Origin of the sequence: Arthrobacter sp. ISL-72 (genome assembly GCF_018613755.1) — a bacterium.
Classification (GTDB): Bacteria; Actinomycetota; Actinomycetes; order Actinomycetales; family Micrococcaceae; genus Arthrobacter.
This window is the reverse complement of the sequence record NZ_JAGGPP010000008.1, coordinates 1-24,000: the sequence shown is the minus strand read 5'-3', so window position 1 is coordinate 24,000 and position 24,000 is coordinate 1. Positions and strand designations below refer to the sequence as shown.

20 protein-coding genes and 1 rRNA gene are annotated in these 24,000 nt (G+C 66.5%); 17 read left to right on the top strand and 4 right to left on the bottom strand.

All coding sequences use genetic code 11. The annotated features are described in order from the left end of the window. Nucleotides 1-263 precede the first annotated feature (263 nt). Both pheS and pheT read left to right on the top strand, forming a co-directional pair. Nucleotides 264-1,325, top strand: a complete 1,062-nt coding sequence (gene pheS, locus J7I92_RS08255; RefSeq protein ID WP_214839345.1) for a phenylalanine--tRNA ligase subunit alpha — start codon at nt 264-266, stop codon at nt 1,323-1,325. Nucleotides 1,326-1,327: 2 nt separating this feature from the next. Further along, a complete protein-coding gene (gene pheT, locus J7I92_RS08250; protein ID WP_214839338.1) occupies nt 1,328-3,871 on the top strand; it encodes a phenylalanine--tRNA ligase subunit beta in 2,544 nt (847 codons plus the stop codon). Between the two features lie 161 nt (nt 3,872-4,032). On the opposite strand, the gene J7I92_RS08245 is transcribed toward pheT, so the two are convergent. Further along, complete coding sequence (locus J7I92_RS08245; protein WP_214839336.1) at nt 4,033-4,998, bottom strand: quinone oxidoreductase; 966 nt, start codon at nt 4,996-4,998, stop codon at nt 4,033-4,035. A gap of 130 nt (nt 4,999-5,128) precedes the next feature. Further along, nucleotides 5,129-6,217, bottom strand: a complete 1,089-nt coding sequence (locus tag J7I92_RS08240; RefSeq protein ID WP_214839333.1) for an acyl-CoA desaturase — start codon at nt 6,215-6,217, stop codon at nt 5,129-5,131. 187 nt (nt 6,218-6,404) lie between these two features. Between J7I92_RS08240 and argC the strand changes: the two genes are divergently transcribed. The 10 genes from argC (at nt 6,405) to J7I92_RS08190 (ending at nt 16,255) form a co-directional block, all read left to right on the top strand. Further along, a complete protein-coding gene (argC, locus tag J7I92_RS08235; protein ID WP_214839331.1) occupies nt 6,405-7,436 on the top strand; it encodes an N-acetyl-gamma-glutamyl-phosphate reductase in 1,032 nt (343 codons plus the stop codon). Next, nucleotides 7,433-8,599 carry a bifunctional glutamate N-acetyltransferase/amino-acid acetyltransferase ArgJ gene (argJ, locus tag J7I92_RS08230; protein WP_214839330.1) on the top strand — a complete coding sequence of 389 codons (1,167 nt, stop codon included), beginning with the start codon at nt 7,433-7,435 and terminating at the stop codon, nt 8,597-8,599. Before argC ends, argJ begins: the two co-directional genes overlap by 4 nt. Nucleotides 8,600-8,623: 24 nt before the next feature. Further along, complete coding sequence (argB, locus tag J7I92_RS08225; RefSeq protein ID WP_214839329.1) at nt 8,624-9,556, top strand: acetylglutamate kinase; 933 nt, start codon at nt 8,624-8,626, stop codon at nt 9,554-9,556. After that, complete coding sequence (locus tag J7I92_RS08220) at nt 9,553-10,821, top strand: acetylornithine transaminase (protein WP_214839328.1); 1,269 nt, start codon at nt 9,553-9,555, stop codon at nt 10,819-10,821. Before argB ends, J7I92_RS08220 begins: the two co-directional genes overlap by 4 nt. Further along, on the top strand, nt 10,818-11,825 hold the full coding sequence (gene argF / locus J7I92_RS08215; protein ID WP_214839327.1) for an ornithine carbamoyltransferase: 1,008 nt from the start codon (nt 10,818-10,820) through the stop codon (nt 11,823-11,825). The genes J7I92_RS08220 and argF overlap by 4 nt, the downstream gene beginning before the upstream one ends. Next, nucleotides 11,825-12,358, top strand: coding sequence for an arginine repressor (locus tag J7I92_RS08210; RefSeq protein WP_214839326.1), 534 nt, complete (start codon nt 11,825-11,827; stop codon nt 12,356-12,358). The genes argF and J7I92_RS08210 overlap by 1 nt, the downstream gene beginning before the upstream one ends. A 41-nt stretch (nt 12,359-12,399) precedes the next feature. After that, complete coding sequence (locus J7I92_RS08205; RefSeq protein WP_214839323.1) at nt 12,400-13,605, top strand: argininosuccinate synthase; 1,206 nt, start codon at nt 12,400-12,402, stop codon at nt 13,603-13,605. A gap of 5 nt (nt 13,606-13,610) precedes the next feature. Next, nucleotides 13,611-15,053 (top strand): argininosuccinate lyase, encoded by a 1,443-nt coding sequence (gene argH / locus J7I92_RS08200; RefSeq protein ID WP_214839322.1) that lies wholly within the window; start codon nt 13,611-13,613, stop codon nt 15,051-15,053. 137 nt (nt 15,054-15,190) lie between these two features. Next, a complete protein-coding gene (locus J7I92_RS08195) occupies nt 15,191-15,496 on the top strand; it encodes a pyridoxamine 5'-phosphate oxidase family protein (protein ID WP_311380210.1) in 306 nt (101 codons plus the stop codon). Between the two features lie 21 nt (nt 15,497-15,517). Next, entirely contained in the window at nt 15,518-16,255 is a 738-nt protein-coding gene (locus J7I92_RS08190; protein ID WP_214839321.1) for a maleylpyruvate isomerase family mycothiol-dependent enzyme, read from the top strand. Between the two features lie 22 nt (nt 16,256-16,277). Here J7I92_RS08190 and J7I92_RS08185 read toward each other — a convergent pair whose 3' ends face one another. Continuing rightward, a complete protein-coding gene (locus J7I92_RS08185) occupies nt 16,278-16,772 on the bottom strand; it encodes a methylated-DNA--[protein]-cysteine S-methyltransferase (RefSeq protein WP_214839320.1) in 495 nt (164 codons plus the stop codon). An 18-nt stretch (nt 16,773-16,790) separates the two neighbouring features. After that, nucleotides 16,791-18,383, bottom strand: a complete 1,593-nt coding sequence (locus J7I92_RS08180) for a DNA-3-methyladenine glycosylase 2 family protein (protein ID WP_214839318.1) — start codon at nt 18,381-18,383, stop codon at nt 16,791-16,793. Between the two features lie 81 nt (nt 18,384-18,464). Here J7I92_RS08180 and J7I92_RS08175 point away from each other — a divergent pair, with 81 nt between their 5' ends. The 5 genes from J7I92_RS08175 to J7I92_RS08155 form a co-directional block, all read left to right on the top strand. Further along, entirely contained in the window at nt 18,465-19,142 is a 678-nt protein-coding gene (locus J7I92_RS08175) for a DNA-3-methyladenine glycosylase (protein ID WP_214839316.1), read from the top strand. A 9-nt stretch (nt 19,143-19,151) separates the two neighbouring features. Further along, nucleotides 19,152-19,709 carry an adenine phosphoribosyltransferase gene (locus J7I92_RS08170; protein ID WP_214839314.1) on the top strand — a complete coding sequence of 186 codons (558 nt, stop codon included), beginning with the start codon at nt 19,152-19,154 and terminating at the stop codon, nt 19,707-19,709. 96 nt (nt 19,710-19,805) lie between these two features. Further along, a complete protein-coding gene (locus tag J7I92_RS08165; RefSeq protein WP_214839312.1) occupies nt 19,806-22,034 on the top strand; it encodes an AAA family ATPase in 2,229 nt (742 codons plus the stop codon). A 63-nt stretch (nt 22,035-22,097) separates the two neighbouring features. Next, nucleotides 22,098-23,411: a tyrosine--tRNA ligase gene (gene tyrS / locus J7I92_RS08160; RefSeq protein ID WP_214839310.1), complete on the top strand. Its 1,314-nt coding sequence runs from the start codon at nt 22,098-22,100 to the stop codon at nt 23,409-23,411. A gap of 495 nt (nt 23,412-23,906) precedes the next feature. Then, nucleotides 23,907-24,000 (top strand): 16S ribosomal RNA (locus tag J7I92_RS08155); the annotation flags it as partial.

The window sequence follows — 24,000 nt, the reverse complement described above, 5'->3', positions numbered from 1 at the left end:
GTGCTCCTGCCTCCCGGCGCTCCCGGCGCTCCTGGAAGGGCTGTCACCCCGGCTGCCGTGGCACGTTCAGCCGGGCGCATTCAACTAGACTGGGGGAGAGTGGCCGCCGGACGAATTCCGGCGAGCCCTGCCCTTTGTCACTTCACGCGGCCGCTGATAACGGCCGCGCGGATAGACAAGCCAGTGACGGACACGCTGCCGGTGCACCCGAACGCAGCTGGACGGTTCGCTGGCGATACCCGACTCGTAGCTAAGAACAGTAGATGACTGAAACTTTGCCGGGCGCTGCCATCCCGAACCCTCTGGATGAAGCCGCCATCACTGCCGCCGTAGACCACGCCGTCGCCGCCATTGCCGCCGCCTCCACCCTTGATGAGCTCAAGGCCGTGCGGCTTGCACACACCGGGGAGAAGTCGCCGCTGAGCCTTGCCAACCGCGAAATCGGCGGCCTGGCGAAGGACCAGAAGGCCGCTGCCGGAAAACTCATGGGGGCCTCCCGGGGACGCGTCAACAAGGCGCTCGCGGACCGCACCGCCGAGCTGGAAGCCGAAAATGATGCACGGATCCTCGTCGAGGAGACCGTGGACGTGACAGCCGCACCGCGCCGCCGCCGTGCCGGTGCACGCCACCCGCTGTCCACGCTGCAGGACCGCGTGGCGGACATCTTCGTCGGCATGGGCTGGGAAATCGCCGAAGGTCCAGAGGTCGAATCCGAGTGGTTCAATTTTGACGCTTTGAACTTCAAGCCGGACCACCCGGCCCGGGAAATGCAGGACACCTTCTTCGTGGAGCCCCCGGAAGCGCACCTGCTGATGCGCACGCATACCTCCCCGGTCCAGGTGCGCTCCATGCTGGAACGCGAAGTGCCGATCTACGTGCTGTGCCCGGGCAAGGTGTTCCGCACCGACGAACTGGACGCCACGCACACCCCCGTGTTCCACCAGTTCGAGGGCCTGGCCATCGACAAGAAGCTGAGCATGGCGGACCTCCGCGGAACGCTGGAGCACTTCGCCCGGCAGATGTTCGGTGACGAGGCCCAGATCCGGCTGCGCCCGAACTACTTCCCGTTCACCGAGCCGTCCGCAGAGCTGGACATCTGGCACCCCGGCGCCAAGGGCGGCCCGCGCTGGATCGAATGGGGCGGCTGCGGCATGGTCAACCCCAACGTCCTCCGCGCAGCCGGCATCGATCCGGACGTCTATTCAGGTTTTGCCTTCGGCATGGGCATCGAGCGCACGCTGATGTTCCGCAACGAGGTGGGCGACATGCGCGACATGATCGAAGGCGATGTACGTTTCAGCGAGCACTTCGGGATGGAGATCTAACAGTGCGTATCCCACTTTCCTGGCTGCGTGAATTCGCGCAGGTTCCGGCCCATGCAACGGCCGAAGATGTCATGGCAGAACTGGTCAAGGTCGGTTTTGAAGAAGAAGCGGTGCACCGCCCCACCGATACCCTCCGCGGTCCGGTCGTGGTGGGCCAGGTGCTGAGCCTGGTCAAGGAGCCGCAGAGCAACGGCAAGACCATCAACTGGTGCCAGGTCCGCGTGGTCCCCGAGGGCCAGGAGCAGACCCTCACCGGCAAGGGCATTGATCCTTCCGGTGTGCAGGGCATTGTCTGCGGCGCCCACAACTTCGTGGAGGGCGACAAAGTGGTGGTCACCCTGCCGGGCGCCGTGCTGCCCGGCGACTTCCACATCTCCGCCCGGAAGACCTACGGCCACCTCTCCGCCGGCATGATCGCCTCGGTGCGGGAACTGGGCATCGGCGAGGACCACGACGGCATCCTCGTGCTTTCCCGGATCGGGCTCGATCCGGAAATCGGCACGGACGCCATGGAACTCCTGGGCCTCTACGACCAGGCAGCCGAGATCAACGTGACGCCGGACCGCGGCTACGCGTTCTCCATCCGCGGCGTTGCCCGCGAGTACGCGCACGCCACCGGGACCTCCTTCACGGATCCCGCGTCAAAGGTGCAGGCACCGGCTGAACTGGCCGGCGGTTACGGCGTGAAGCTCAACGACGACGCTCCCATCTACGGCAAGCCCGGCTGCGACCGTTTCGTGGCCCGCACGGTCCGCGGCGTCAACGCCACCCGGCCGACGCCGCCGTGGATGGTTTCCCGCCTGCGGCTGGCCGGCATCCGCTCCATCTCCCTGCCGGTGGACATCTCGAACTACGTCATGCTGGAACTCGGCCAGCCCACGCACTGCTACGACCTGGACAAGCTGTCCGGCGACATCGTGGTCCGGCGCGCCGTGGCGGGGGAGAAGATCACCACCCTGGACGACAAGGAACGCAAGCTCGACGTCGAGGACCTCCTCATCACCGACGGCTCCGGTGCGATCGGCATCGCCGGGGTCATGGGCGGCGCCGCCACGGAAGTGAGCGATTCGACGTCGAACGTGCTGGTCGAGGCTGCGCACTTCGATGAAGTGTCGATCGCCAGGTCGCGCCGGCGCCACAAGCTGCCCTCCGAGGCGTCCAAGCGGTTCGAACGCGGTGTTGACTGGCACGTCGCGGGCATCGCGGCCCAGCGGGTGGTTGACCTCCTGGTGGAGCTGGCCGGCGGCACCGCGGACAAGGCGGGCACAGACGTCGGCACCGCCCCGGACGCCGTAAGCATCGAACTGCCGGGGGCGTTCGCCGCAGCGCGGATCGGCATTGATTTCACCGAGGAGCAGATCGTCACCTCGCTCGAGGACCTCGGCGCTGCCGTGGTGAAGAACGACGGCGGGTGGACGGTGACCGCCCCCAGCTGGCGGAACGACCTCGAAACCAAGGAAGACCTCTCCGAGGAAATCGCCCGGCTGGTGGGCTACGACAACATCCCCGCGACGCTGCCTGTGGCGCCCCCCGGACGCGGGCTTACGCGTGTTCAGCAGCAGCGCCGGCGGCTGGTCCAGGCCCTAGCCGACGCAGGGCTCACCGAGGTCCTGGCCTACCCGTTCGTGTCCAAGGCCGCGAACGACACCTTCGGCGTGGCCGAGCAGGGTGCCCCCCGCAAGGCTGTGAAACTGGCTAACCCGATCAGCGAGGAACAGGGCTACCTGCGGACGTCCATCCTGCCGGGCCTGATCGAAGTGGCCAAGCGCAACCACTCCCGCGGCTTCCGCGACCTGGCGGTCTTCGAGGCCGGCCTGGTGTTCCTGCCGGGCGAAACGGTGGGGACCCCCTCGATCCCGCCGCTCGGCGTCAAGCCCTCTGATGAGGTGCTGGACGCGCTGTACGACGGCGTTCCGGACCAGCCGCTGCACGTCGCAGCGGTGCTGACCGGCCATGATTCGCCCGCGGCTGCCTCCCACACGCCCCGCCACTGGGACTGGGCCGACGCCGTTGACGTCGCCCGCCTCGCCGGCGACGTCCTGGGCGTCGAAATCGTGGTCAGCCAGGGCCTCCACCAGGCGTTCCACCCGGGTCGCGCTGCGCAGCTGGCCCTGCGGTCCGGCGATGTCATCGGCTACGCCGGCGAACTGCACCCCAAGCTGCTGGCCGCGCACGACATGCCGGCACGCTCGGTGGCGCTCGAGTTCAACGCCGACGCCCTGTTCGAAGCTGCCGCGGATGTCATCGTGGCGAAGCACATCTCCGGCTTCCCGGTGGCCACCCAGGATGTGGCCCTGGTGGTTCCGCAGGAGATCCCGGCCGACGACGTCCTGGCCGCCCTCCGGGAAGGTGCCGGCGAGCTGCTGGAAGACGTGGCTCTCTTCGACGTGTACGCAGGCAAGAGCATCGAGGACGGCAAGAAGTCGCTGGCCTTCGGCCTCCGTTTCCGCGCCGCGGACCGGACGCTCACCGCGGACGAGGCCTCGGCCGCACGCGAAAGCGCCGTTGCGCTAGCCGCGGAGCGTTTCGGAGCCGTTCAGCGCTAGCCCGGCTGGCGCAGTAAGCGGAAGGGCGGGCAGGTGTCATCACAGCTTGTGGTGAGCGCCTGCCCGCCCTTTCGCGTACCCGGGCCGGATCCGGCCCGGGCTGCCGCAGTGCTGGAACGGGCGGCCACGGCCGCTCATGGATGTGCCTGGGTGAATACGGGTCAGGGGATCAGGATGAGCTTTCCCGTGGTGCGGCGCTGTTCCAGGTCGTCGTGGGCCTGGGCAGCCTTCGCCAGGTCATAGCGGCCGCCGATCCGTACCTTGAGGCTGCCGTTGGCGGCTGCCGCGAAGATCTCATCGGAACGCCAGCGGCGTTCCTGGGCGTTGCGCAGGAAATGGTTTATGGTCGGCCGGGTCAGGTACAGGGAGCCGCCGGCATTGAGTCGCTGCGGATCGAACGGCGGTACCGGACCGGACGCAGCGCCGAAGAGAACCAGCGTGCCGCGGACCCGCAGGGCGCTGAGGGAACCGTCGAAAGTGTCTTTCCCGACGCCGTCGTACACTGCGTCCGCGCCGGTTCCGTCGGTCAGTTCCCGGACGCGTGTTGAGAAACCTTCGTAGCGAAGCACGTGGTCGGCGCCGGCCTCGCGGGCCAGTTTTTCCTTGTCGTCGCTGGAGACGGTGGTGACGACCCGTGCCCCCTTGGCCTTGAGCAGTTGGATCATCAGCAGGCCCACGCCGCCGGCCCCGGCATGGACCAATATTGTGTGGCCCGGCTCCACCCGGAAGGAGGAGTTGATGAGGTAGTGCGCGGTGATCCCTTGGAGGGGAAGCGCGGCTGCGGTGAAATCGTCCACGCCCCGGGGGACGGGCAGCGCCTTGTCCTCGTCGACGAGGATGTAGCCTGCGTAGCAGTTGACGCCTTCAGCCGTGGCCACCCGGTCGCCGGGGGAGTACACCGTCACCGCGTCGCCGACTTCCTCCACGGTGCCGGCTGCCTCGGAACCCGGGGTAAAGGGATAGGCCACCTTGTAGGTGCCGCTGCGCTTGTAGGTGTCAATGAAGTTCACGCCGGTTGCGGAGACCCTGACCAGAAGCTGGCGGGGACCGGGCACCGGACGCTCCACCCGGGTCAGTTCCAGAACATCAGGCCCGCCTGCCTGTCGGGCGACAACTGCATGCATCATGTGGCTCCTTCCCTGGGCTGGGATTTCCAGGCCCGGATACTGGAACCATCCTAGGGACAGGGCCGTCAACGACGAAGTGACGGCCGGTAACCGGCCGTCACTTCGGGCGGACGTGTGCTGCGGGGCCCGTTTAGAAGCGGCGCGTAACAGTGGCCATGGGGCATTCGAAGTGCCGCCCCGCGGAGAGCCCTACGTCATTGAGGTAGCGGACGATGATGCCGTACGACTGCAGCAGGGTGGTCTCCGTATAGGGAACCTGGTGCTTCGCGCAGAACTCCCGGACGATCACAGCGGCCTTGTCCAGTTGCGGCCTGGCCATGTCGGGGAAGAGGTGGTGCTCGGCCTGGCGGTTGAGCCCGCCCAGCAGGATGTCCATAAAGCGGCCGCCGGAGATGTTCCGTGACGTCAGGACCTGGCGGCTGAAGAAATCCACGCGGCTGTCTGCGGGCAGCACCGGCATGCCCTTGTGGTTCGGGGCAAACGAGGCGCCCATGTAGAAACCGAAGACGGCGAGCTGGACGCCGATGAATGCCAGGGCCATCCCCCACGGCAGGAACGTGAAGGCAAGGACGGGCAGGCTGCCGAGGCGGACGAACAGGATGGGAAGCTCTACCCAGCGGTGCGTGACCTTGGCCCGGCGGAGGACGAACCTTACCGAATCGATCTGCAGGCCGAGGCCCACCAGGAACAGCAGCGGGAAGAAGAACCAGCCCTGCCTGCGCGTCAGGAAAGCGAACCGGCCCCGGCGGGCGGCCACGGCTTCGGTATGGAAGGCGATGGGACCAGGTGCGATGTCCGGGTCCTTGGAAATCACGTTCGGGTGGTTGTGGTGCGCGCCGTGCTTTTGCTCCCACCAGGAGTAGCTCATGCCAGCTACAGAGGTTGCGAGCAGCCGCGCGGCCCAGTCGTTGGCACGGCGGGAGGCGAAAATCTGGCGGTGTCCGGCCTCATGGGCCAGGAAACTCAGCTGCGTGCAAAGGATGCCTACTGCGGCTGCGATGAGGAGCTGGAACCAGCTGTCGCCGATGAGTGCGAAGCCGAACCACGTGGCGGTCATCAGGAGCACCAGGCTGGCGAAGAGCGTGACGTAGAAGCCGACGCGGCGTTCGAGCAGGCCCGCGGCCTTGACGCTTTTGAGAAGCTCTGAATAGCTCAGCACAACGGCGTTCGGCTGCCGGACGCGCGGCTGCGGGCGCTCTGAAGTGATGGTGGGGGTCATGAAACGTCTGCCTCGTAACTGTCACGGGCAACATTGCTTCCGACATTCGGACTGCACGGTCAGGATCACCCTTCATCCAGCATACGGTGCCGGGAAAAAACAGAGGCACGGCGGACTCCGACGGGCAGGCAAGATCGTATGCATAAATATCGGGCTCTATGCATAGTCTTGCTGTATAGTCGACACCATGACTATTTCTGTTGCCGTATCCGGCGCGAGCGGCTACGCCGGCGGCGAGGTCCTCCGGCTGCTGGCCGGTCACCCCGACGTCACCATCGGCGCCATCACAGCCCACAGCAACGCCGGTTCCAGACTAGGCGAATTGCAGCCGCATCTCCATGGACTGGCCAGCCGGATCCTTGAGGACACCACGGTGGAGAACCTCTCCGGCCACGACGTGGTGTTCCTGGCGCTTCCGCACGGTGCCTCGGCAGAGATCGCAGCCCAGCTGCCCGAAGGCACCCTCGTGATCGACGCGGGCGCGGACCACCGCCTGGAAGACTCCGCCGCCTGGGAAAAGTTCTACGGCTCGGCCCACGCCGGAACCTGGCCCTACGGGCTGCCCGAACTCCCCGGCCAGCGGGAAAAACTGAAGGGAGCCAAGAGGATCGCCGTGCCGGGCTGCTACCCGACGTCGGCCCTGCTGGCGCTCACGCCCGGGTTCGCCGGCAGCCTCCTCCAGCCCGACGACGTCGTGATTGTCTCTGCGTCGGGCACCTCGGGTGCCGGTAAAGCAGCGAAAGTGAACCTCATCGGCTCCGAGGTCATGGGATCGATGAGCCCCTACGGCGTGGGCGGCGGCCACCGGCACACCCCTGAGATCGAACAGGGGCTTGGCAACGCCGCGGGTGAGCCCGTGAGCGTATCCTTCACGCCCACCCTCGCACCCATGGGCCGCGGCATCCTCACCACGGCAACAGCCCGGGTGAAGCCCGGCGTCACGGCAGCAGAGCTCCGCCGGGCCTGGGAAGAGGCGTACGACGACGAGCCGTTCGTGCACCTGCTCCCGGAGGGCCAGTGGCCCGTCACCAAGGCCGTGCAGGGCTCCAACCACGCCGTGATGCAGCTGGCCTTCGACGCCCACACCGGGCGCGTCATCGTCACGTGCGTCATCGACAACCTGACCAAGGGGACTGCCGGCGGCGCCGTCCAGTCCATGAATATCGCCCTTGGCCTGGCGGAAACCGCCGGCCTCAACCTGCAGGGAGTTGCCCCGTGACCGTTACCGCCCCGAAAGGATTCCGGGCCGCCGGCGTCAAAGCCGGCCTGAAGGCGTCCGGAAACCCTGACCTCGCCCTCGTGGTCAACGACGGCCCCGCCAAAGCGGCAGCGGCAGTCTTCACCTCGAATCGAGTGGCGGCGGCGCCCGTGCACTGGTCCCGCCAGGTCGTGAAGGACGGCCGCGTTGACGCCGTCATCCTCAACTCCGGCGGAGCCAACGCCTGTACCGGACCCCAGGGCTTCCAGAACACCCACGCCACCGCCGAAAAGACCGCCGAAGCGCTGGGCGTGTCCGCCACGGACGTCCTGGTCTGTTCCACCGGCCTGATCGGTGAGCAACTGCCCATGGACAAGGTCATTCCGGGCATCGGCGCGGCCACAGCGGCCCTCAGTGCCGACGGCGGCGCCTCGGCCGCCACGGCGATCATGACCACGGATTCCGTGTCCAAGGAAGCGGTATTCACCGGCAGGGACGCCGAAGGCAACGAATACACCATCGGCGGCATGGCCAAAGGTGCAGGCATGCTTGCCCCGGGACTGGCCACCATGCTGGTGGTCATCACCACCGACGCGGACATCCAGCCGGAAATGCTCGACGTCGTGCTCCGCGACGCTACCCGGGTCACCTTTGACCGGGCGGACTCGGACGGCTGCATGTCCACCAACGACACCGTGGTGCTGCTGTCCTCTGGCGCCTCCGGCGCCGTGCCCTCTGCCGAGGAGTTCGGTCCGGGACTGACGCAGGTCTGCGCCGAACTGGCCCGCAAACTGATCGGTGACGCCGAGGGCGCCAGCCACGACATCGCAATCCGCACGTTCAACGCAGCCAGCGAAAAGGAAGCCGAAATCGTCAGCAGGGCGGTGGCCCGTTCCAACCTCTTCAAGGCGGCAATCTTCGGCAAGGACCCCAACTGGGGCCGCGTGTTGTCGGCGGTCGGCACCACCGACGCAGCGTTCGAACCGGACCAGCTGAACGTTTCCATGAACGGCGTCCAGATCTGCCGGAACGGAAGCATCGGCGAGGACCGCAGCCTGGTGGACCTGGAGCCGCGCGAGGTCCTGGTGGAGATCGACCTGCAGGCCGGGGAGGCCGAAGCCACGATCTGGACCAACGACCTGACGCACGACTACGTCCACGAAAACAGCGCCTACTCCAGCTAAGCCCTTCCCGGAAGGACGAGCAGCATGAACACCCAGACACGCGAGAACACCTCCATGTTGGATGCCCAGGACAAGGCGGGCACCCTGATTGAGGCCCTGCCGTGGATCCAGCGCTTCGCCGGCACCACCATGGTGATCAAGTACGGCGGCAACGCCATGGTCAACGATGAACTCCGCCGTGCCTTCGCCGAGGACGTGGTCTTCCTGCACCATGTGGGCATCCACCCCGTGGTGGTGCACGGCGGCGGTCCCCAGATCAACGCCATGCTCGGGCGGCTGGGCATCGAGTCCGAATTCAAGGGCGGTCTGCGCGTCACCACCCCGGAGGCAATGGACGTGGTCCGCATGGTGCTGACCGGCCAGGTGGGCCGCGAGCTCGTGGGCCTGATCAATTCCCACGGACCGTACGCCGTCGGCATGTCCGGTGAGGACGGCGGCCTGCTCCGCGCCGTCCGCACCGGCACGGTGGTGGACGGCGAGGAAGTGGACCTGGGCCTCGTTGGCGAAGTGGTGGGCGTCAATCCGGAAGGCGTCGTGGACATCCTCGCAGCCGGCCGGATCCCGGTGATCTCGACTGTTGCCCCGGAAATCGCGGGCGACGGAAACACCACCGGGCAGGTGCTCAACGTCAACGCGGACACCGCGGCGGCCGCCGTCGCCTCCGCCCTGGGCGCGTCCAAGCTGGTTATCCTGACCGACGTCGAGGGCCTCTACGCCAACTGGCCGGACAAATCATCGCTGATCTCGTCCCTGACCGCTTCCGAGCTGCGGGAGATGCTGCCGCGGCTGGAGTCCGGGATGATCCCCAAAATGGCCGCCTGCCTTAAGGCGGTTGATGACGGCGTGGAGCGCGCGCACATTGTGGACGGGCGCCTGCCCCACTCCATGCTGCTGGAAACTTTCACTACCGCGGGCATCGGCACGCAGGTGGTACCGGACGAGGAAACGAACGCATGAGCCAGATTGAAAAGTCCCCGGTGGTCGAACTGGTGGAGACCCGCGGCCACACCACCGGAGCCGAGTGGCTGAACCGCTACTCCTCCTCGCTCATGGGCGTCTTTGGCACTCCGCAGCGGGTCCTGGTCCGCGGGGCCGGGTGCCTGGTCTGGGACGCCGACGGGAAGGAATACCTGGACCTGCTTGGGGGCATCGCCGTGAACGCCATGGGCCACGCCCATCCCTTCGTGACGTCGGTGATCGCCAGCCAGCTGGCCACCCTGGGCCATGTCTCCAACTTCTTCACCAGCCCCACGCAGATCGCGCTGGCCGAAAAGCTGCTCGAACTGACCAAGGCGCCGGCAGGTTCCAAAGTGTTCTTCGCGAACTCCGGCACCGAAGCGGTCGAAGCCGCGTTCAAGCTCGCGCGCCGCAACTCCGGCGCAGGCGTGTCGGCTGAACCTAAAAGCCGGACCAAGGTCATCGCCCTCGAAGGTGCCTTCCACGGACGGACCATGGGCGCCCTGGCCCTGACCGCCAAGGAAGCGTACCGTGCACCCTTCGAACCGCTGCCCGGCGGCGTTGTCCACATCCCGTTCGGGGACGTCGACGCCCTGCTGGCCGCCATCGATGAAACCACCGCGGCCGTGTTCCTCGAACCGATCCAGGGCGAAGCCGGTGTCCGGCCCCTGCCCGCCGGCTACCTGCAGGCCGCACGCGAGGCCACCACGAAAGCCGGCGCACTGCTGATCCTCGACGAAGTCCAGACCGGCATCGGCCGCACGGGCAAATGGCTGGCCAGCGAAGACGCCGGCATCGTCCCGGACGCAGTGACCCTCGCCAAGGGCCTCGGCGGCGGTTTCCCGATCGGAGCGCTGGTCACCTTCGGACCTGAAACCTCCTCGCTCCTCACCGCAGGCCAGCACGGCACCACCTTCGGCGGGAATCCCGTGGCCACGGCCGCCGCACTGGCGACGCTGCACGCGATTGAAAGCCAGCGCGTCCTGGACAACGTCCGCACCGTGGGTGAGCGCCTGCGCTCAAAGCTGGCCGCGGTCGACGGCGTCACGGAAGTCCGGGGCGAAGGCCTCCTGATCGGCTTTGACCTGGATGCGGACATCGGGCCCTCCGTGGTCAGTGCAGGGCTGGACGCCGGATTCATCGTCAATAGCCCCGGTCCGCGCACCATCCGCCTCGCCCCGCCCCTTATCCTTACCGCCGAACAGGCCGACAGCTTCGTCCAGGCGCTGCCCGCGCTCCTCCAGACTGCAAAGGATGCCCAGTGACCAGCTCCGCAACCACCCGCCACTTCCTCAAGGACACGGACCTCACCCCGGCCGAACAGGCCGAGGTTCTGGACCTCGCCGTGCGCATGAAGGCCTCGCCCTACAGCATCCAGCCGTTTGCGGCCGACGGCAGCGGACGCAAGACCGTGGCCGTCATCTTCGACAAGACGTCCACCAGGACCCGCGTCTCCTTCGCCACCGGCGTGGCGGACATGGGCGGAAACGCCCTCATCATCAACCCGGGTGAGGCGCAGATCGGGCACAAGGAATCGGTGGAGGACACCGCCAAGGTCCTGGAGCGCATGGTCTCCACCATCGTCTGGCGCACCGGCGCGCACGCCGGGCTGGTGGCGATGGCCGAGAACTCCAAGGTCCCCGTCATCAACGCACTGTGCGACGACTACCACCCCTGCCAGCTGCTGGCCGACCTGCTGGCCGTCAAGGAACACAAGGGTGAGCTCAAGGGCCTCACCATGAGCTACCTCGGGGACTCCGCCAACAACATGGCGAACTCGTATCTGCTGGCCGGCGTGACAGCCGGGATGCATGTCCGCATCGCCGGTCCGGACGGCTACCTGCCGGCAGCGGACATCGTCGCAGCGGCGGAGGAGCGGGCCGCGGAGACAGGCGGCTCGGTGCTGATCACCACGGACGCCGCGGAAGCCCTCAAGGGCGCCGACGTCGTCGCCACCGACACCTGGGTGTCCATGGGCCAGGAAGCCGAAAAGGAAGCCCGGCTCCAGCTGTTCCGCGACTATTCCGTCGACGAAGCGGCGATGCAGCTCGCGGCGCCGGACGCCGTCGTGCTTCACTGCCTGCCGGCTTACCGGGGCTATGAGATCTCCGCAGGCGTCATTGACGGACCGCAGTCGATCGTCTGGGATGAGGCGGAAAACCGCCTGCACGCCCAGAAAGCGCTGATGGCCTGGCTCATGCACCGCTCCGGACTTGCATTCGTCGACGGTCTTGCTCCTGTTGAAGGCACCGGGGAGAGCACGTTCTAGTGTCCACCAACCCGTCGGCGGCGCAAGGCGCCAGCCCGGCCACCAAAACGGCCAGGCTGGCGCGGATTACGGCGATCCTGACCGGTGAATCCGTCCGCTCGCAGGCGGAACTGGCAGCGCTGCTGGCGGACGACGGCGTCCAGGTCACCCAGGCCACCCTGTCCCGCGACCTCGTGGAACTCGGCGCCGTCCGGGTCCGCGGCAAGGACGGCGTCCTCGTGTACGCCGTCCCCGGGGAGGGCGGGGAGCGTGCCGCCAAGGCCGGCGTCACCCAGGAAATCCTGGACGCCCGGCTTGCCCGGCTGTGCGGAGAGCTGCTCGTGACGGCGGAAGCCTCGGCCAACATCGTGGTGCTCAGGACGCCGCCGGGAGCGGCGAACTTCCTGGCACTTGCGATCGACCATTCCGTCATGCCGTCCATCCTGGGGACCATTGCCGGGGACGACACCGTGCTGCTGGTCACCCGCGAGCCGCTGGGCGGCGCGGACGTAGCCGCCCGCTTCCTGCAGTTCGCCGAGGAAGCCGGCCAATAAGCTTGAAGACGACAAGAACCAACAACTAAGGAGCATTTTCTGTGACTGAGCGTATTGTTCTGGCTTACTCCGGTGGCCTCGATACTTCCGTGGCCATCGGCTGGATCGGCGAAGCCACCGGCGCCGAGGTCATCGCAGTGGCGGTTGACGTGGGACAGGGCGGCGAATCGCTGGAGACCATCCGCCAGCGCGCCCTCGGCTGCGGCGCCGTGGAAGCCTACGTGGCGGACGCGAGCGACGAGTTCGCCAACGAATACTGCGTGCCCACCCTGAAGGCCAATGCCCTCTACCAGGGCCACTACCCGCTGGTTTCCGCCATCTCCCGCCCGGTGATCGTCAAGCACCTGGTCAAGGCCGCCCGCGAATTCGGCGCCACCACGGTTGCGCACGGCTGCACTGGCAAGGGCAACGACCAGGTCCGCTTCGAAGTCGGCATCCAGACCCTCGGCCCGGACCTGAAGTGCATCGCCCCGGTCCGCGACCTCGCCCTCACCCGCGACAAGGCCATCGCCTTCGCCGAGGAAAAGGGCCTGCCGATCGAGACCACCAAGAAGAACCCGTACTCCATCGACCAGAACGTCTGGGGCCGCGCCGTGGAAACCGGCTACCTCGAAGACATCTGGAACGCCCCCACCAAGGACATCTACGACTACACGGCAGCCCCGGAATTCCCGCCGGCACCCGATGAGGTCACCATCTCCTTCGAGGCCGGCGTTCCCGTGGCGATCGACGGCGTCAAGGTCACCCCGCTGCAGGCCATCAGGGAACTCAACCGCCGCGCAGGCGCACAGGGCGTCGGCCGGATCGACGTCGTCGAAGACCGCCTCGTCGGCATCAAGTCCCGGGAAATCTACGAAGCCCCGGGTGCCATGGCGCTGATCACCGCGCACAAGCACCTCGAGGACATCACCATCGAGCGCGAACAGGCACGCTTCAAGGCCACCGTCGGCCAGCGCTGGGCCGAACTCGTGTACGACGGCCAGTGGTTCTCCCCGCTCAAGCGCTCCCTGGACGCCTTCATCGAAGACACCCAGAAGTACGTCTCCGGCGACATCCGCATGGTGCTGCACGGAGGCCAGGCGATCGTCAACGGACGCCGCTCCGAGACCTCGCTCTACGACTTCGACCTCGCCACCTACGACACCGGCGACACCTTCGACCAGTCCATGGCCCGCGGCTTCATCGAGCTGTGGGGCATGTCCGCCAAGGTTGCCTCCGGCCGCGACATCCGCGTCGCAGGAAAGTAGCCCCTGTGGCTGAGCAGGAAACCACATCCGGGGCGCGCTCGGGGACCAACACCGGTGCGTTGTGGGGCGGCCGCTTTGCCGGCGGCCCCGCGGACGCCCTCGCGGCGCTGAGCAAGTCCACCCACTTTGACTGGCGGCTGGCACGCTACGACATCGCCGGGTCCAAGGCGCACGCCCGCGTGCTGCACAAGGCTGGTCTGCTGGACGACGCCGAGCTCGAAGGCATGCTTGCTGCCCTCACGCAGCTGGATGACGACGTCGCTTCAGGCGCCTACCTGCCCGCGGAGTCCGATGAGGACGTCCACGGCTCGCTGGAACGCGGACTGATCGAGCGTGCAGGGACCCAGCTGGGCGGCAAGCTCCGCGCCGGGCGTTCGCGCAATGACCAGGTGGCCACGCTCGGCCGCATGTTCCTTCGCGACCACGCCCGCATCATCGCCCGGGGCGTCCTGGCCACCATCGAGGCACTGGTGGACCAGGCGAAGGCGCACCAGGGTGTGGCCATGCCCGGCCGCACCCACCTGCAGCACGCGCAGCCGGTCCTGCTCAGCCACCACCTGCTGGCCCACGCCTGGGCGCTGCTGCGCGATGTGCAGCGGTTCCAGGACTGGGACAAGCGCGCCGGCGTTTCGCCCTACGGTTCGGGTGCCCTCGCGGGCTCCTCACTCGGCCTGGACCCGGAGGCCGTGGCCGCGGACCTGGGCTTCTTCTCGGCGGCCCACAACTCGATCGACGGCACCGCATCCCGCGACGTCTTCGCCGAGTTCGCTTGGGTCTGCTCCATGATCGGCGTGGACCTGTCCAGGATCTCGGAGGAAGTGATTTTCTGGGCCACGAAGGAGTTCTCCTTCGTCACGCTGCACGATTCGTACTCCACCGGTTCCTCGATCATGCCGCAGAAGAAGAACCCGGACGTGGCAGAGCTTGCCCGCGGCAAGGCCGGACGCCTGATCGGCAATCTGACCGGGCTGCTGGCCACGCTCAAGGGCCTGCCCCTGGCATACAACCGGGACCTGCAGGAGGACAAGGAGCCGGTGTTCGACGCCGCCGACACCCTGGAGCTGCTGCTCCCGGCAGTCTCGGGCATGATCGCCACGCTGAAGTTCAACACCGAACGGATGGAATCGCTGGCACCCCAAGGCTTCGCGCTGGCCACGGACATTGCCGAATGGCTGGTCCGCCAGGGCGTGCCGTTCCGCGAGGCGCACGAGCTCTCCGGCGCCGCCGTACAGCAGGCCGAAAGCCGCGGCGTCGAGCTGTGGGACCTGACGGACGAGGAATATGCCGCCATCTCGGAGCACCTGACGCCGGAGGTCCGCACGGTCCTCAGCACGGAAGGTTCGCTCAACAGCCGGAACTCCCAGGGCGGCACCGCACCGGCCGCCGTCGAACGCCAGCTCGTGGCGCTCGAAACCGAGCTGGCGGGCGTCCGAGGGTACGCGGGCTAACAGCCGCACGCTCTCTCAATTTTTGCAGCGTTTCCGTCGACCCTCCTGCACCACCTGCAGGAGGGTCGGCGGATTTCCCGCGAAAGGTGAGAGAGCGTTGTGCGTTTACCGCCCGGGAACCCCGCTAACATGGCGCGATGAGCGAATCCTTCCGCCGATACCTCAGGGCCCTGCCGGATTTCCCCGAGGATCTTCCGGACTTTGACGCAGCAGCGGCGCCGGTCGACCCCGCCGAGCTGTTCTGGCAGTGGCTCGCGGTGGCTCTGGCCGCCGGGGAACCCCAGCCGCACGCCTGCAGCGTGGCCACGGCGGGGGAAGGCGGCCAGCCGTCGGCCCGAATGCTGATCCTGAAAGACATCGACGACGACGGCTGGCACATCGCGACGTCCCGCACCACCGTTATGACCGGGGTTCGGCGCGCGGCCTGCGTTAGGGGCAATTAGCTGTCCGCTACGATGGCGGGTATGACCGCAATCGCACCCGACGCGCTGCTCACCGAACTTCATAAAGCCGCCGACGCCGTTGCCGCCCAGGCAGCCAAACTCGCCGAAGAAGACGTCGCGGCACCCTCAGCCCTGCCGGGCTGGACGCGGGGGCACGTCCTCGCGCACATCGCCGGAATCTCAAACGCCATGGCCCGGCAACTCGAATACGCTGGCCGCGGGGAGACAGTGGAGCTGTACGACGGCGGCTACGAAGGCCGCACGAAAGCGATCGAAATGGCCGCCGGCCACACCTTGGCGCAGCACCGCGAAGATCTGGACCGGGCGCTGGAACGGGTTCTGCGGGCGTTCGACGCACTGGACGCGGACGCTTGGCAGGTTCCGATCTCCTATCGCAGCGGAGTGGTGCTGGACGGCGGTTTCGCCCTCTGGCGCGAGCTGGTGATCCACGGCTCGGACCTCAACACGGGGCGCGGGCCTGAAACCTGGAGCCGCGGTTTCTGCGAGCATCTGTTCGATTTCCTGGCGGCCCGGGTGCCGGAGGGGCAGCGGTTCGTGCTGCAGCCCCTCGGCCTTCCGCCGGTGACCCTAGGCATCGGAAACCGGTCCATTGTCATCAACGGAATGCTGACGGACATTGCTGCGTGGTTGGCGGGACGGGAGGCTTCACTCAGCAGCCTGCGCGCCTCGGCTGCTGCCGACGATGTTGAGCTTCCCGAACTGCTGCCCTGGCCGTCGGGCGTTCCGGCCGCCCAGTAGGAAGCAGCGTTTCCGCCCGGGGTCAGCGCCTTTCCCGGCCCAGCAGGCTTTCCTTGACGGTCAGCCCCCACCTGAAACCGCCCAGTGTCCCGTCCGTCCGCACCACGCGGTGGCACGGCACGAACAGGGCCGCCGCGTTCAAGGCGCAGGCACTCGCAGCGGCCCGAACGGCTTTCGGGTTCCCGGACAACTCCGCGTATTCCGTGTAGGTGACCGGCCGCCCCGGGCTGACCGTACGGAGGACGTCCCAGGCATGGCTGCGGAACGGCCCAGACTTTTGCAGCACCCGCACCCGCATGGCAGGTTCCGGATCCCCGGCGTAAAAGGCATCAACGGCATCCGAAATGTCGCCAAGCTCCTGGACCGGGACGAATTCATCCGGCAACAGTTCGGGATGGATCTGGCCCGTCAGTTCCGCAGTCTCAGCAGTCCAGCCGGACGCCAGGACGGCACCGTCGCGGGCAATGATGGTGAACGGACCGTCCGGGGTGGACATGGTCAGCAACTCGGCTTTCATGGTTTTCGCTTTCTAGCGTTAATCCGCCGGAACGGCGGACAGGGCTGGTTGCCGGGACTGCAGCTGGGGTCCCGGGTGCGTTTCCGGCTGGAGCTTGGGATTTGCTTTGGGCTTGGAACGCAGGGCGGCCGCCCGCCAGAGGTGCATCGTGGCGTAGGAACGCCACGGGCTCACTTCGTTGAAATCCGGTGCATGTCCGCCTTGCTGCCGGCCGCCCGCCTGCACCCCGGCCACTTGGGTGCCTGCCCCCTGCATGCCTGCATCGAGGGCGAGGATGCCGTTGCGGACGGCCGCGTCGTTGGCCAGGAACACATCCGGGGCGCCGATCACCCGCATGGCCACGTATCCCACGGTCCAGGGTCCCACCCCCGGCAGCGGCAGGAGCTTGGACTGCAGTCCGGCAAGGTCATCGCCGTAGCCGAACTCCAAATCCCCGGAGGCCATGGCTGCGGCGGCAGCACGGACAGAGTCGATCCGCCGCTGCGGACCGCGAAGTAGGCCGAAACCCGGGTCCGTGATCTGGGCGGCCGTGGGAAACAGCCGGTGGAGTCCGTCCGCGGGCACCAGGCTCTCGCTTCCGCAGGCGGACAGCTGCGTCAGGGCGGTCCGGGCCGCCGCGACGGTAATTTGCTGCCCGATCATCGCCCGGATCAATAACTCCTGCGGGTCCACCGCCCCGGGCATCCGCATGCCGGGGAAGGCTTTCACGGTTGGTGCCAGGCGGGCGTCTGCTTCCAGGGCGCCGTCGATGGCCACCGGGTCGGCGTCGAGATCCAGGAGCCGCCGGACCCGGCTCAGGAGTGACGGCAGGTCCCGCAGGTCCACCGCGCCGATGGTGAGGATCAGGGGCCGCCCCGGCGCGCCGCCGTCGTACTTCACGCTGAAGCGGGCATCGGCGTGGGGGAGCCGCAGGGTCCGCGCGTAGGAGGTTGCGGTGCCGGACTCGATCCCGGGAAGGGAACGCACGGCCAGGAATTCGAAGATGCCCGGATCGAACGGTTCGCGGTACGGCAGGTTGAGCGTCAGCGCCGTTGTGGCGGCCGCTGTCCGATGGTGCCGGCCGGTGCCCCTCAGGGCGGTCGGCGTCATGTCGAAGACCTCGCCGATGGTGTCGTTGAACTGGCGGACGCTGCTGAAGCCGGCGGCAAAAGCTACGTCAGCGAGTTTCATCCGGGTGGACACGAGCAGGGTCCGGGCGGTCTGGGCCCGGCTGGCCCGTGCCAGTGAGAGCGGGCCGGCGCCCAGTTCGTGGGTCAGGATCCGGTTGAGCTGCCGTGAGGAGTAACCCAGCCGGGAGGCGAGGCCCTCCACGCCGTCGCGGTTGATCACGCCGTCGTTTATGAGGCGCATGGCACGGCCGGCGATGTCGGAGCGGAGGTTCCAGGCCGGCGTGCCCGGGACGGCTTCGGGAAGGCAGCGCTTGCAGGCACGGTACCCCGCGTCATGGGCGGCAGCGGAGGTTTCGTAGAACGTGACGTTCTCCGCCTTCGGCGTCCGGGCCGGGCACGAAGGCCGGCAATAGATGCCGGTGGTCCGGACAGCGGTGTAGAACTGCCCGTCGAAACGGGTGTCCCGGGCATCGATTGCCCGGTAGCGCTGCCAGAAGTCCATGGCTCCATCCTGTCAGCTGCCGGCACCCGGTGCTAGCGGAAATCGGACACGGCCGTAGCGGACCTTTGTTAAAGTCGATGCATGAGCAGCAGCCCGCCGCGATCAGGCCACGAACACGCCGTGCGGCAGTTGCTGTCCGGGGATGCCCGGCATGTGGCGCCCCTGCTGCTCGGCGCCGTACTCACCCATGACAGTCCGGAGGGGACGGTTTCCGTTCGGATCACCGAGGTGGAGGCCTACATGGGTCCGCACGACTCGCAGCACCCGGACCCCGGTTCCCACACCTTTCGCGGCCAGACTGGACGCAACAAGCCCATGTTTGGACCCGCCGGGCACCTGTACGTCTATTTCACGTACGGCATGCACTATTGCGCCAACATTGTCTGCGGGCCACCCGGAGTGGCGTCGGCCCTGCTCCTGCGCGGCGGGGAAATAGTGGCCGGTGAAGAGCTCGCGCGTGCCAGGCGTCCGGCGTCGAAGTCCGCCAAGGACCTGGCCAGCGGACCCGCCCGGCTGGCAACGGCACTGGGAGTGACAACCGCTGACAGCGGCCGGGACGCGCTGAGTGAACCCTTCAGGCTGGAGCTGCCGGTGGCAAAGGCGCGTGACATCAGCACGGGTCCGCGTGTGGGGGTTTCGGGAGCCGGCGGCAGCCATGCCTATCCGTGGCGGTACTGGCTGACCGGGGATCCGACGGTTTCACGCTACAAGGCGGCGAAGGCCCGGCCGGATCGTGAAGATTGGCCGCCATCGGCATAGGGTGGATGCGTGAATCAAAGCGAGCCGGGCCAGGCCAGAAGAAGTGTACCCGTGGACCAGCTGATCAACAGCCTCTGCGCCACGGTGCCGGACTATCCCAAACCCGGATTCATCTTCAAGGACCTGACTCCTGTCTTTGCCAACGGTGCAGCGCTGCACGCCGTCGTGAACGCTTTGGTCGAGCCATTCAAGGGCCAGTTCGACGCCGTCGCCGGAGTGGAAGCCCGCGGCTTCCTGCTGGCGGCTGCGGCGGCGTACGCCGCCGACACCGGCGTTGTGACGGTCCGCAAGGCCGGCAAACTCCCGCGGAAAGTCGTCTCGGAGGATTACGCCCTGGAATACGGCACCGCCACACTTGAACTGCACACCACCGACCTGCCGGCCGGAAGCCGTGTGCTGATCCTCGACGACGTGCTTGCCACCGGAGGCACGCTCGGTGCCGCGACGCGGCTGTTTGAACGCTGCGGCGTCCACGTTTCAGGTGTGGGCGTGGTCATGGAACTCGGCGAACTCCGCGGACGGTCCGCGCTGAGCGGCCACCGTGTCCGGTCGCTCATAAGGATCTAGCGCGGATCGCTGGGGGAGCAAGTGAATGTTTCAGGCACGTTCGTGGAAAAGGTTGTAGAATGGACGGTCTGTCTTTTGCGATAGGGGAAAGTCTCGATGCTCGACGCTGATTTGGCCCATGAACGGGACTATGTTGCCGGACTGTATGCCCGCCTTGATGAACTGCGCGCCGAAAAGCGCGCCCAGCTGGCCCAGGTCCGCCGTGCCGGAGCCGTGGGCACCATGCAGAATGTCTCCGAACGGGACGCGTTCGCGGCCCTTTATGAGGACCGCCTGGCGCAGCTTGACGCGGTCGATGACCGCCTGGTCTTCGGCCGTCTCGACCTGGACTCGGGGGAAGCCCAGTACATCGGCCGTATCGGCCTGACAACTGACGACCTCCAGCGGCTCATGGTCGACTGGCGGGCACCCGAGGCCGGCCACTTCTACCAGGCCACCGCCTTCGACCGCCAGGGCGTGCGCCGCCGCCGCCACCTGATCCTGCAGGGCCGCGAGGTCAAAGCCATCGAAGACGACGTCCTCGACGCCGACATGCTTGCCGACAACGAATCCCTGCAGGGCGAGGGCGCGCTCCTGGCCGCCCTGAACTCCAAGCGCACAGGACGCATGTCGGACATCGTCGGCACCATCCAGTCCGAGCAGGACAGGATCATCCGGTCTTCGATCTCAGGGGCCGTCGTCGTCCAGGGCGGTCCGGGAACGGGCAAGACCGCCGTCGCACTGCACCGCGCCGCCTACCTCCTGTACACCCACCGCGACCGGCTCAAGACTGCCGGCGTGCTCCTGGTGGGACCGTCGTCGTCGTTCATGAAGTACATTGAGCGCGTCCTGCCGTCCCTCGGCGAGACCGGCGTTGTGATGGCGAGCCTCGGCCGGCTGATGCCCGGCGTCAATGCCGTACCCGAACAGGAAGCGGATGTCGCTGCCATCAAGGGCAGGCTGGACATGGCCGAGGTCGTCGCCAACGCCGTGGCAAACCGGCAGCGGCTTCCCGCCGAGAACCGCATCCTTGAGGTGGACGGACGCAAACTGGTCCTGACTCCGCGCCAGGTGCGCCGGGCACGGGAAAAGGCCCGCGCCACCCACAAGCCGCACAACGAGGCGCGCCTGACGTTCGTGAAGATCCTGCTCCGCGAACTGACCGAGCAGATGACCGAACTCGTGGAAGCCGGCAGCATCGGCAACAACGCCGACCGTTCCTATCTCGCGGAGGACGTCCGAACCGCGCGCGATGTCCGGATCGCATTGAATCTCTGTTGGATGCCGATGACGCCGGAAAAGCTCATCTCCGAGCTGTTCAGCAAACCGGCCATCCTGGAAGCCTGCACGCCCAACCTCACCGATGCCGAGCGCGCACTGCTGGCCCGCCCGACGGACAGCCCCTGGACCGAAGCGGACGTGCCGTTGCTGGACGAAGCCGCCGAGCTGCTCGGCGAGCTTGATCCCGCGGCGGGCCGCGGCCTGGCACAGCAGGAGCACGACCGCGCCCGGGACATCGCCAACGCCAAGCAGACGCTGGTGAACATGGAAACCGCGGGCGTGGACGTGCTGATGACGGCCGAAGAACTGGTCGAGCAGAACCAGGAACGCGAAGCGCGCCTCACGGCTGCGGAGCGTGCCACCAGCGACCGCACCTGGGCCTTCGGGCACATTGTGGTTGATGAGGCCCAGGAACTGTCACCGATGCAGTGGCGACTGTTGGTGCGGCGCTGCCCGCTGAAGTCGTTCACGATCGTCGGCGACATTGCCCAGACTAGTTCCGTGGCCGGTGCCAATTCCTGGCAGGGCGCCCTTGAGCCGATGTTCGGGGACCGCTGGCAGCTGGAGGAACTCACCGTCAACTACCGGACGCCGTCGCAGATCGCGGAAGCGGCCGCCAGGATGGCCACCGCGGCCGGACTGGTGGTTTCGGCTCCCAAGGCCGTTCGCGAGGGCCGCTGGTCGCCGATCATTGACCGGGTGGATGACGGCACCGTTGTCAGCCGCCTCGTGGAGGTCCTCCCCTATGAGCTGGACGCACTCGACGGCGGCCTGCTTGCGGTGATAGCCGACGGCGAGCTGCTGCCGCAGGCCACGTCGGCCCTGCGTGCCGCCTACGGCAGGCGCGTCGGCACCGGCGCCGGCAGCTACGAGCAGGACATTGTTGTGATCAGTCCCCGGGAAGCAAAGGGTCTGGAGTTCGACGGCGTTGTGGTGCTGGAGCCGTCCATGATGCTCAACCATGAGCACGGACGCGTTGGCGATCTTTACGTTGCCATGACCCGGCCGACGCAGCGGCTGCGTCTGATAGCGGCCGCCCCGGTGCCTGCAGGCATCGAACGCTAGTCCCTGATTGGCAGGAGGTCCGGACGACACCGGCCTCCTGCCAATCCTGCTAACTTAGATCACGTGTCCCAACTAAATGATCTCGAGTCCCAGCAGAACGATCCGAGCTTTGCCAACATCTGGCAAGAGCTCAACTGGCGCGGCCTAGTCCACGTATCCACTGACGAAGTGGAACTGGAGAAGCTGCTCGCGGGGGACCCGATCACTTATTACTGCGGGTTTGATCCGACAGCCCCCAGCCTCCACCTGGGCAACCTCGTCCAGCTGCTCCTGATGCGCCGGATCCAGCTTGCCGGCCATAAGCCGCTGGGCCTGGTGGGCGGGTCGACGGGCCTGATCGGTGATCCGCGGCCCACGGCCGAACGCACCCTCAACACAAAGGACACTGTTTCCGAGTGGGTGGGGTACCTCCAGGCGCAGGTCCGCCGCTTCCTGAGCTTCGACGGCGAAAACGCCGCCAGGATGGTCAACAACCTGGACTGGACCGCTCCGCTGAGCGCCATCGACTTCCTGCGTGACATTGGAAAGCACTTCCGCGTCGGCACCATGCTTCGCAAGGACGCCGTTGCCTCCCGCCTCAGCTCCGATGAAGGCATCAGCTACACCGAATTCAGCTACCAGATCCTGCAGGGCATGGACTACCTTCAGCTCTTCCGCGACTACGGCTGCGTCCTGCAAACGGGAGGGTCGGACCAGTGGGGCAACCTCACCAGCGGCACCGAGCTCATCCGCAAGGTCGATGGCAAGCACGTGCACGCGCTGGGTACTCCGCTCATCACGAACGCGGACGGCACCAAGTTCGGCAAGAGCGAAGGCAACGCCATCTGGCTCGATCCGGAAATGTGCAGCCCGTATGCTTTCTACCAGTTCTGGCTCAACACCGCTGATGCCGACGTCGCTGCGAGGCTGAAGGTCTTCACCTTCCTCACCCGCGCGGAGATCGAAGCCCTCGAGGTCTCCACTGCAGAGCGTCCCTTTGCCCGGGAGGGCCAGCGGAAGCTTGCCTTCGAGGTGACGTCACTCGTCCACGGCGTGGAGGCAACGGAAAAGGTTATCGCCGCCTCGGCGGCACTGTTCGGCGGCGGGGATCTCGCGGCACTGGACGAGCGCACCCTTGTGGCTGCAACAGCCGAACTGCCGTCGGCCCGGATCGATGCCGACGAACTCGGCATCGTTGACCTGCTCGTGGCGTCCGGGCTCTCGGACAGCAAATCCGCTGCCCGCCGGACTATCAGTGAAGGCGGCGCCTACGTGAACAACTCCAAGGTGACCGATCCCGACGCCGTCATTCCAGGCAGCGAACTCCTGCACGGACGCTACCTGCTGCTGCGACGGGGCAAGAAGAACCTCGCCACCGTGGAAGTATCAGCGTCCTAGAAAACCCCGCTGCACGCTCCTTTCCGGCCGATTTGCACGGTCGGAGGGGAGCCTGTATTCTTTTCTGAGTCGCCGCCGCTGAGCGGTGACAAACCCCCTACAGATGAGAAGCAATTCTTCATGCGCTAGGCGCAGAGATGAAAAATTGCTTCACGTTTTGCTGGGCGGATTCACTCCACCAAGTGAATTTCCGGAGAATATGCGGATTTGCAAAGTGGAAATGAATGAAATAAGCTAGAAACATCGCAGCGAAGAAATGCTAACAAAAAATTTTTGGAATTCAAATATTTGTTTGAGAAGTATTCGAATGTGTCTGTTGTTTGAGAACTCAATAGTGTGCCAAGTTTGTTGATACCAATTTATTGTAATGGATTGGTTGAATTGACTGGATTATGCCACCCCGTGGTGTGGTCTGGTTGTTTTTCAGCTGGTTTCAAATTTTGTGCAGCCGTTTGTTCCCGTTTTCCCGGGTTCGGTGGTTGTGTCTGTTTTACTTCAACGGAGAGTTTGATCCTGGCTCAGGATGAACGCTGGCGGCGTGCTTAACACATGCAAGTCGAACGATGATCCCCAGCTTGCTGGGGGGATT

What these genes read in the sequence shown, in the direction of transcription:
- J7I92_RS08220 (WP_214839328.1), top strand. Translation starts at nt 9,553, where the DNA reads ATGAGCCAGATTGAAAAGTCCCCGGTGGTCGAACTGGTGGAGACCCGC.
- argC (WP_214839331.1), top strand. Translation starts at nt 6,405, where the DNA reads ATGACTATTTCTGTTGCCGTATCCGGCGCGAGCGGCTACGCCGGCGGC.
- J7I92_RS08175 (WP_214839316.1), top strand. Translation starts at nt 18,465, where the DNA reads ATGAGCAGCAGCCCGCCGCGATCAGGCCACGAACACGCCGTGCGGCAG.
- J7I92_RS08240 (WP_214839333.1), bottom strand. Translation starts at nt 6,217, where the DNA reads ATGACCCCCACCATCACTTCAGAGCGCCCGCAGCCGCGCGTCCGGCAG.
- J7I92_RS08195 (WP_311380210.1), top strand. Translation starts at nt 15,191, where the DNA reads ATGAGCGAATCCTTCCGCCGATACCTCAGGGCCCTGCCGGATTTCCCC.
- J7I92_RS08185 (WP_214839320.1), bottom strand. Translation starts at nt 16,772, where the DNA reads ATGAAAGCCGAGTTGCTGACCATGTCCACCCCGGACGGTCCGTTCACC.
- argB (WP_214839329.1), top strand. Translation starts at nt 8,624, where the DNA reads ATGAACACCCAGACACGCGAGAACACCTCCATGTTGGATGCCCAGGAC.
- J7I92_RS08165 (WP_214839312.1), top strand. Translation starts at nt 19,806, where the DNA reads ATGCTCGACGCTGATTTGGCCCATGAACGGGACTATGTTGCCGGACTG.
- pheS (WP_214839345.1), top strand. Translation starts at nt 264, where the DNA reads ATGACTGAAACTTTGCCGGGCGCTGCCATCCCGAACCCTCTGGATGAA.
- J7I92_RS08245 (WP_214839336.1), bottom strand. Translation starts at nt 4,998, where the DNA reads ATGATGCATGCAGTTGTCGCCCGACAGGCAGGCGGGCCTGATGTTCTG.
- J7I92_RS08180 (WP_214839318.1), bottom strand. Translation starts at nt 18,383, where the DNA reads ATGGACTTCTGGCAGCGCTACCGGGCAATCGATGCCCGGGACACCCGT.
- J7I92_RS08190 (WP_214839321.1), top strand. Translation starts at nt 15,518, where the DNA reads ATGACCGCAATCGCACCCGACGCGCTGCTCACCGAACTTCATAAAGCC.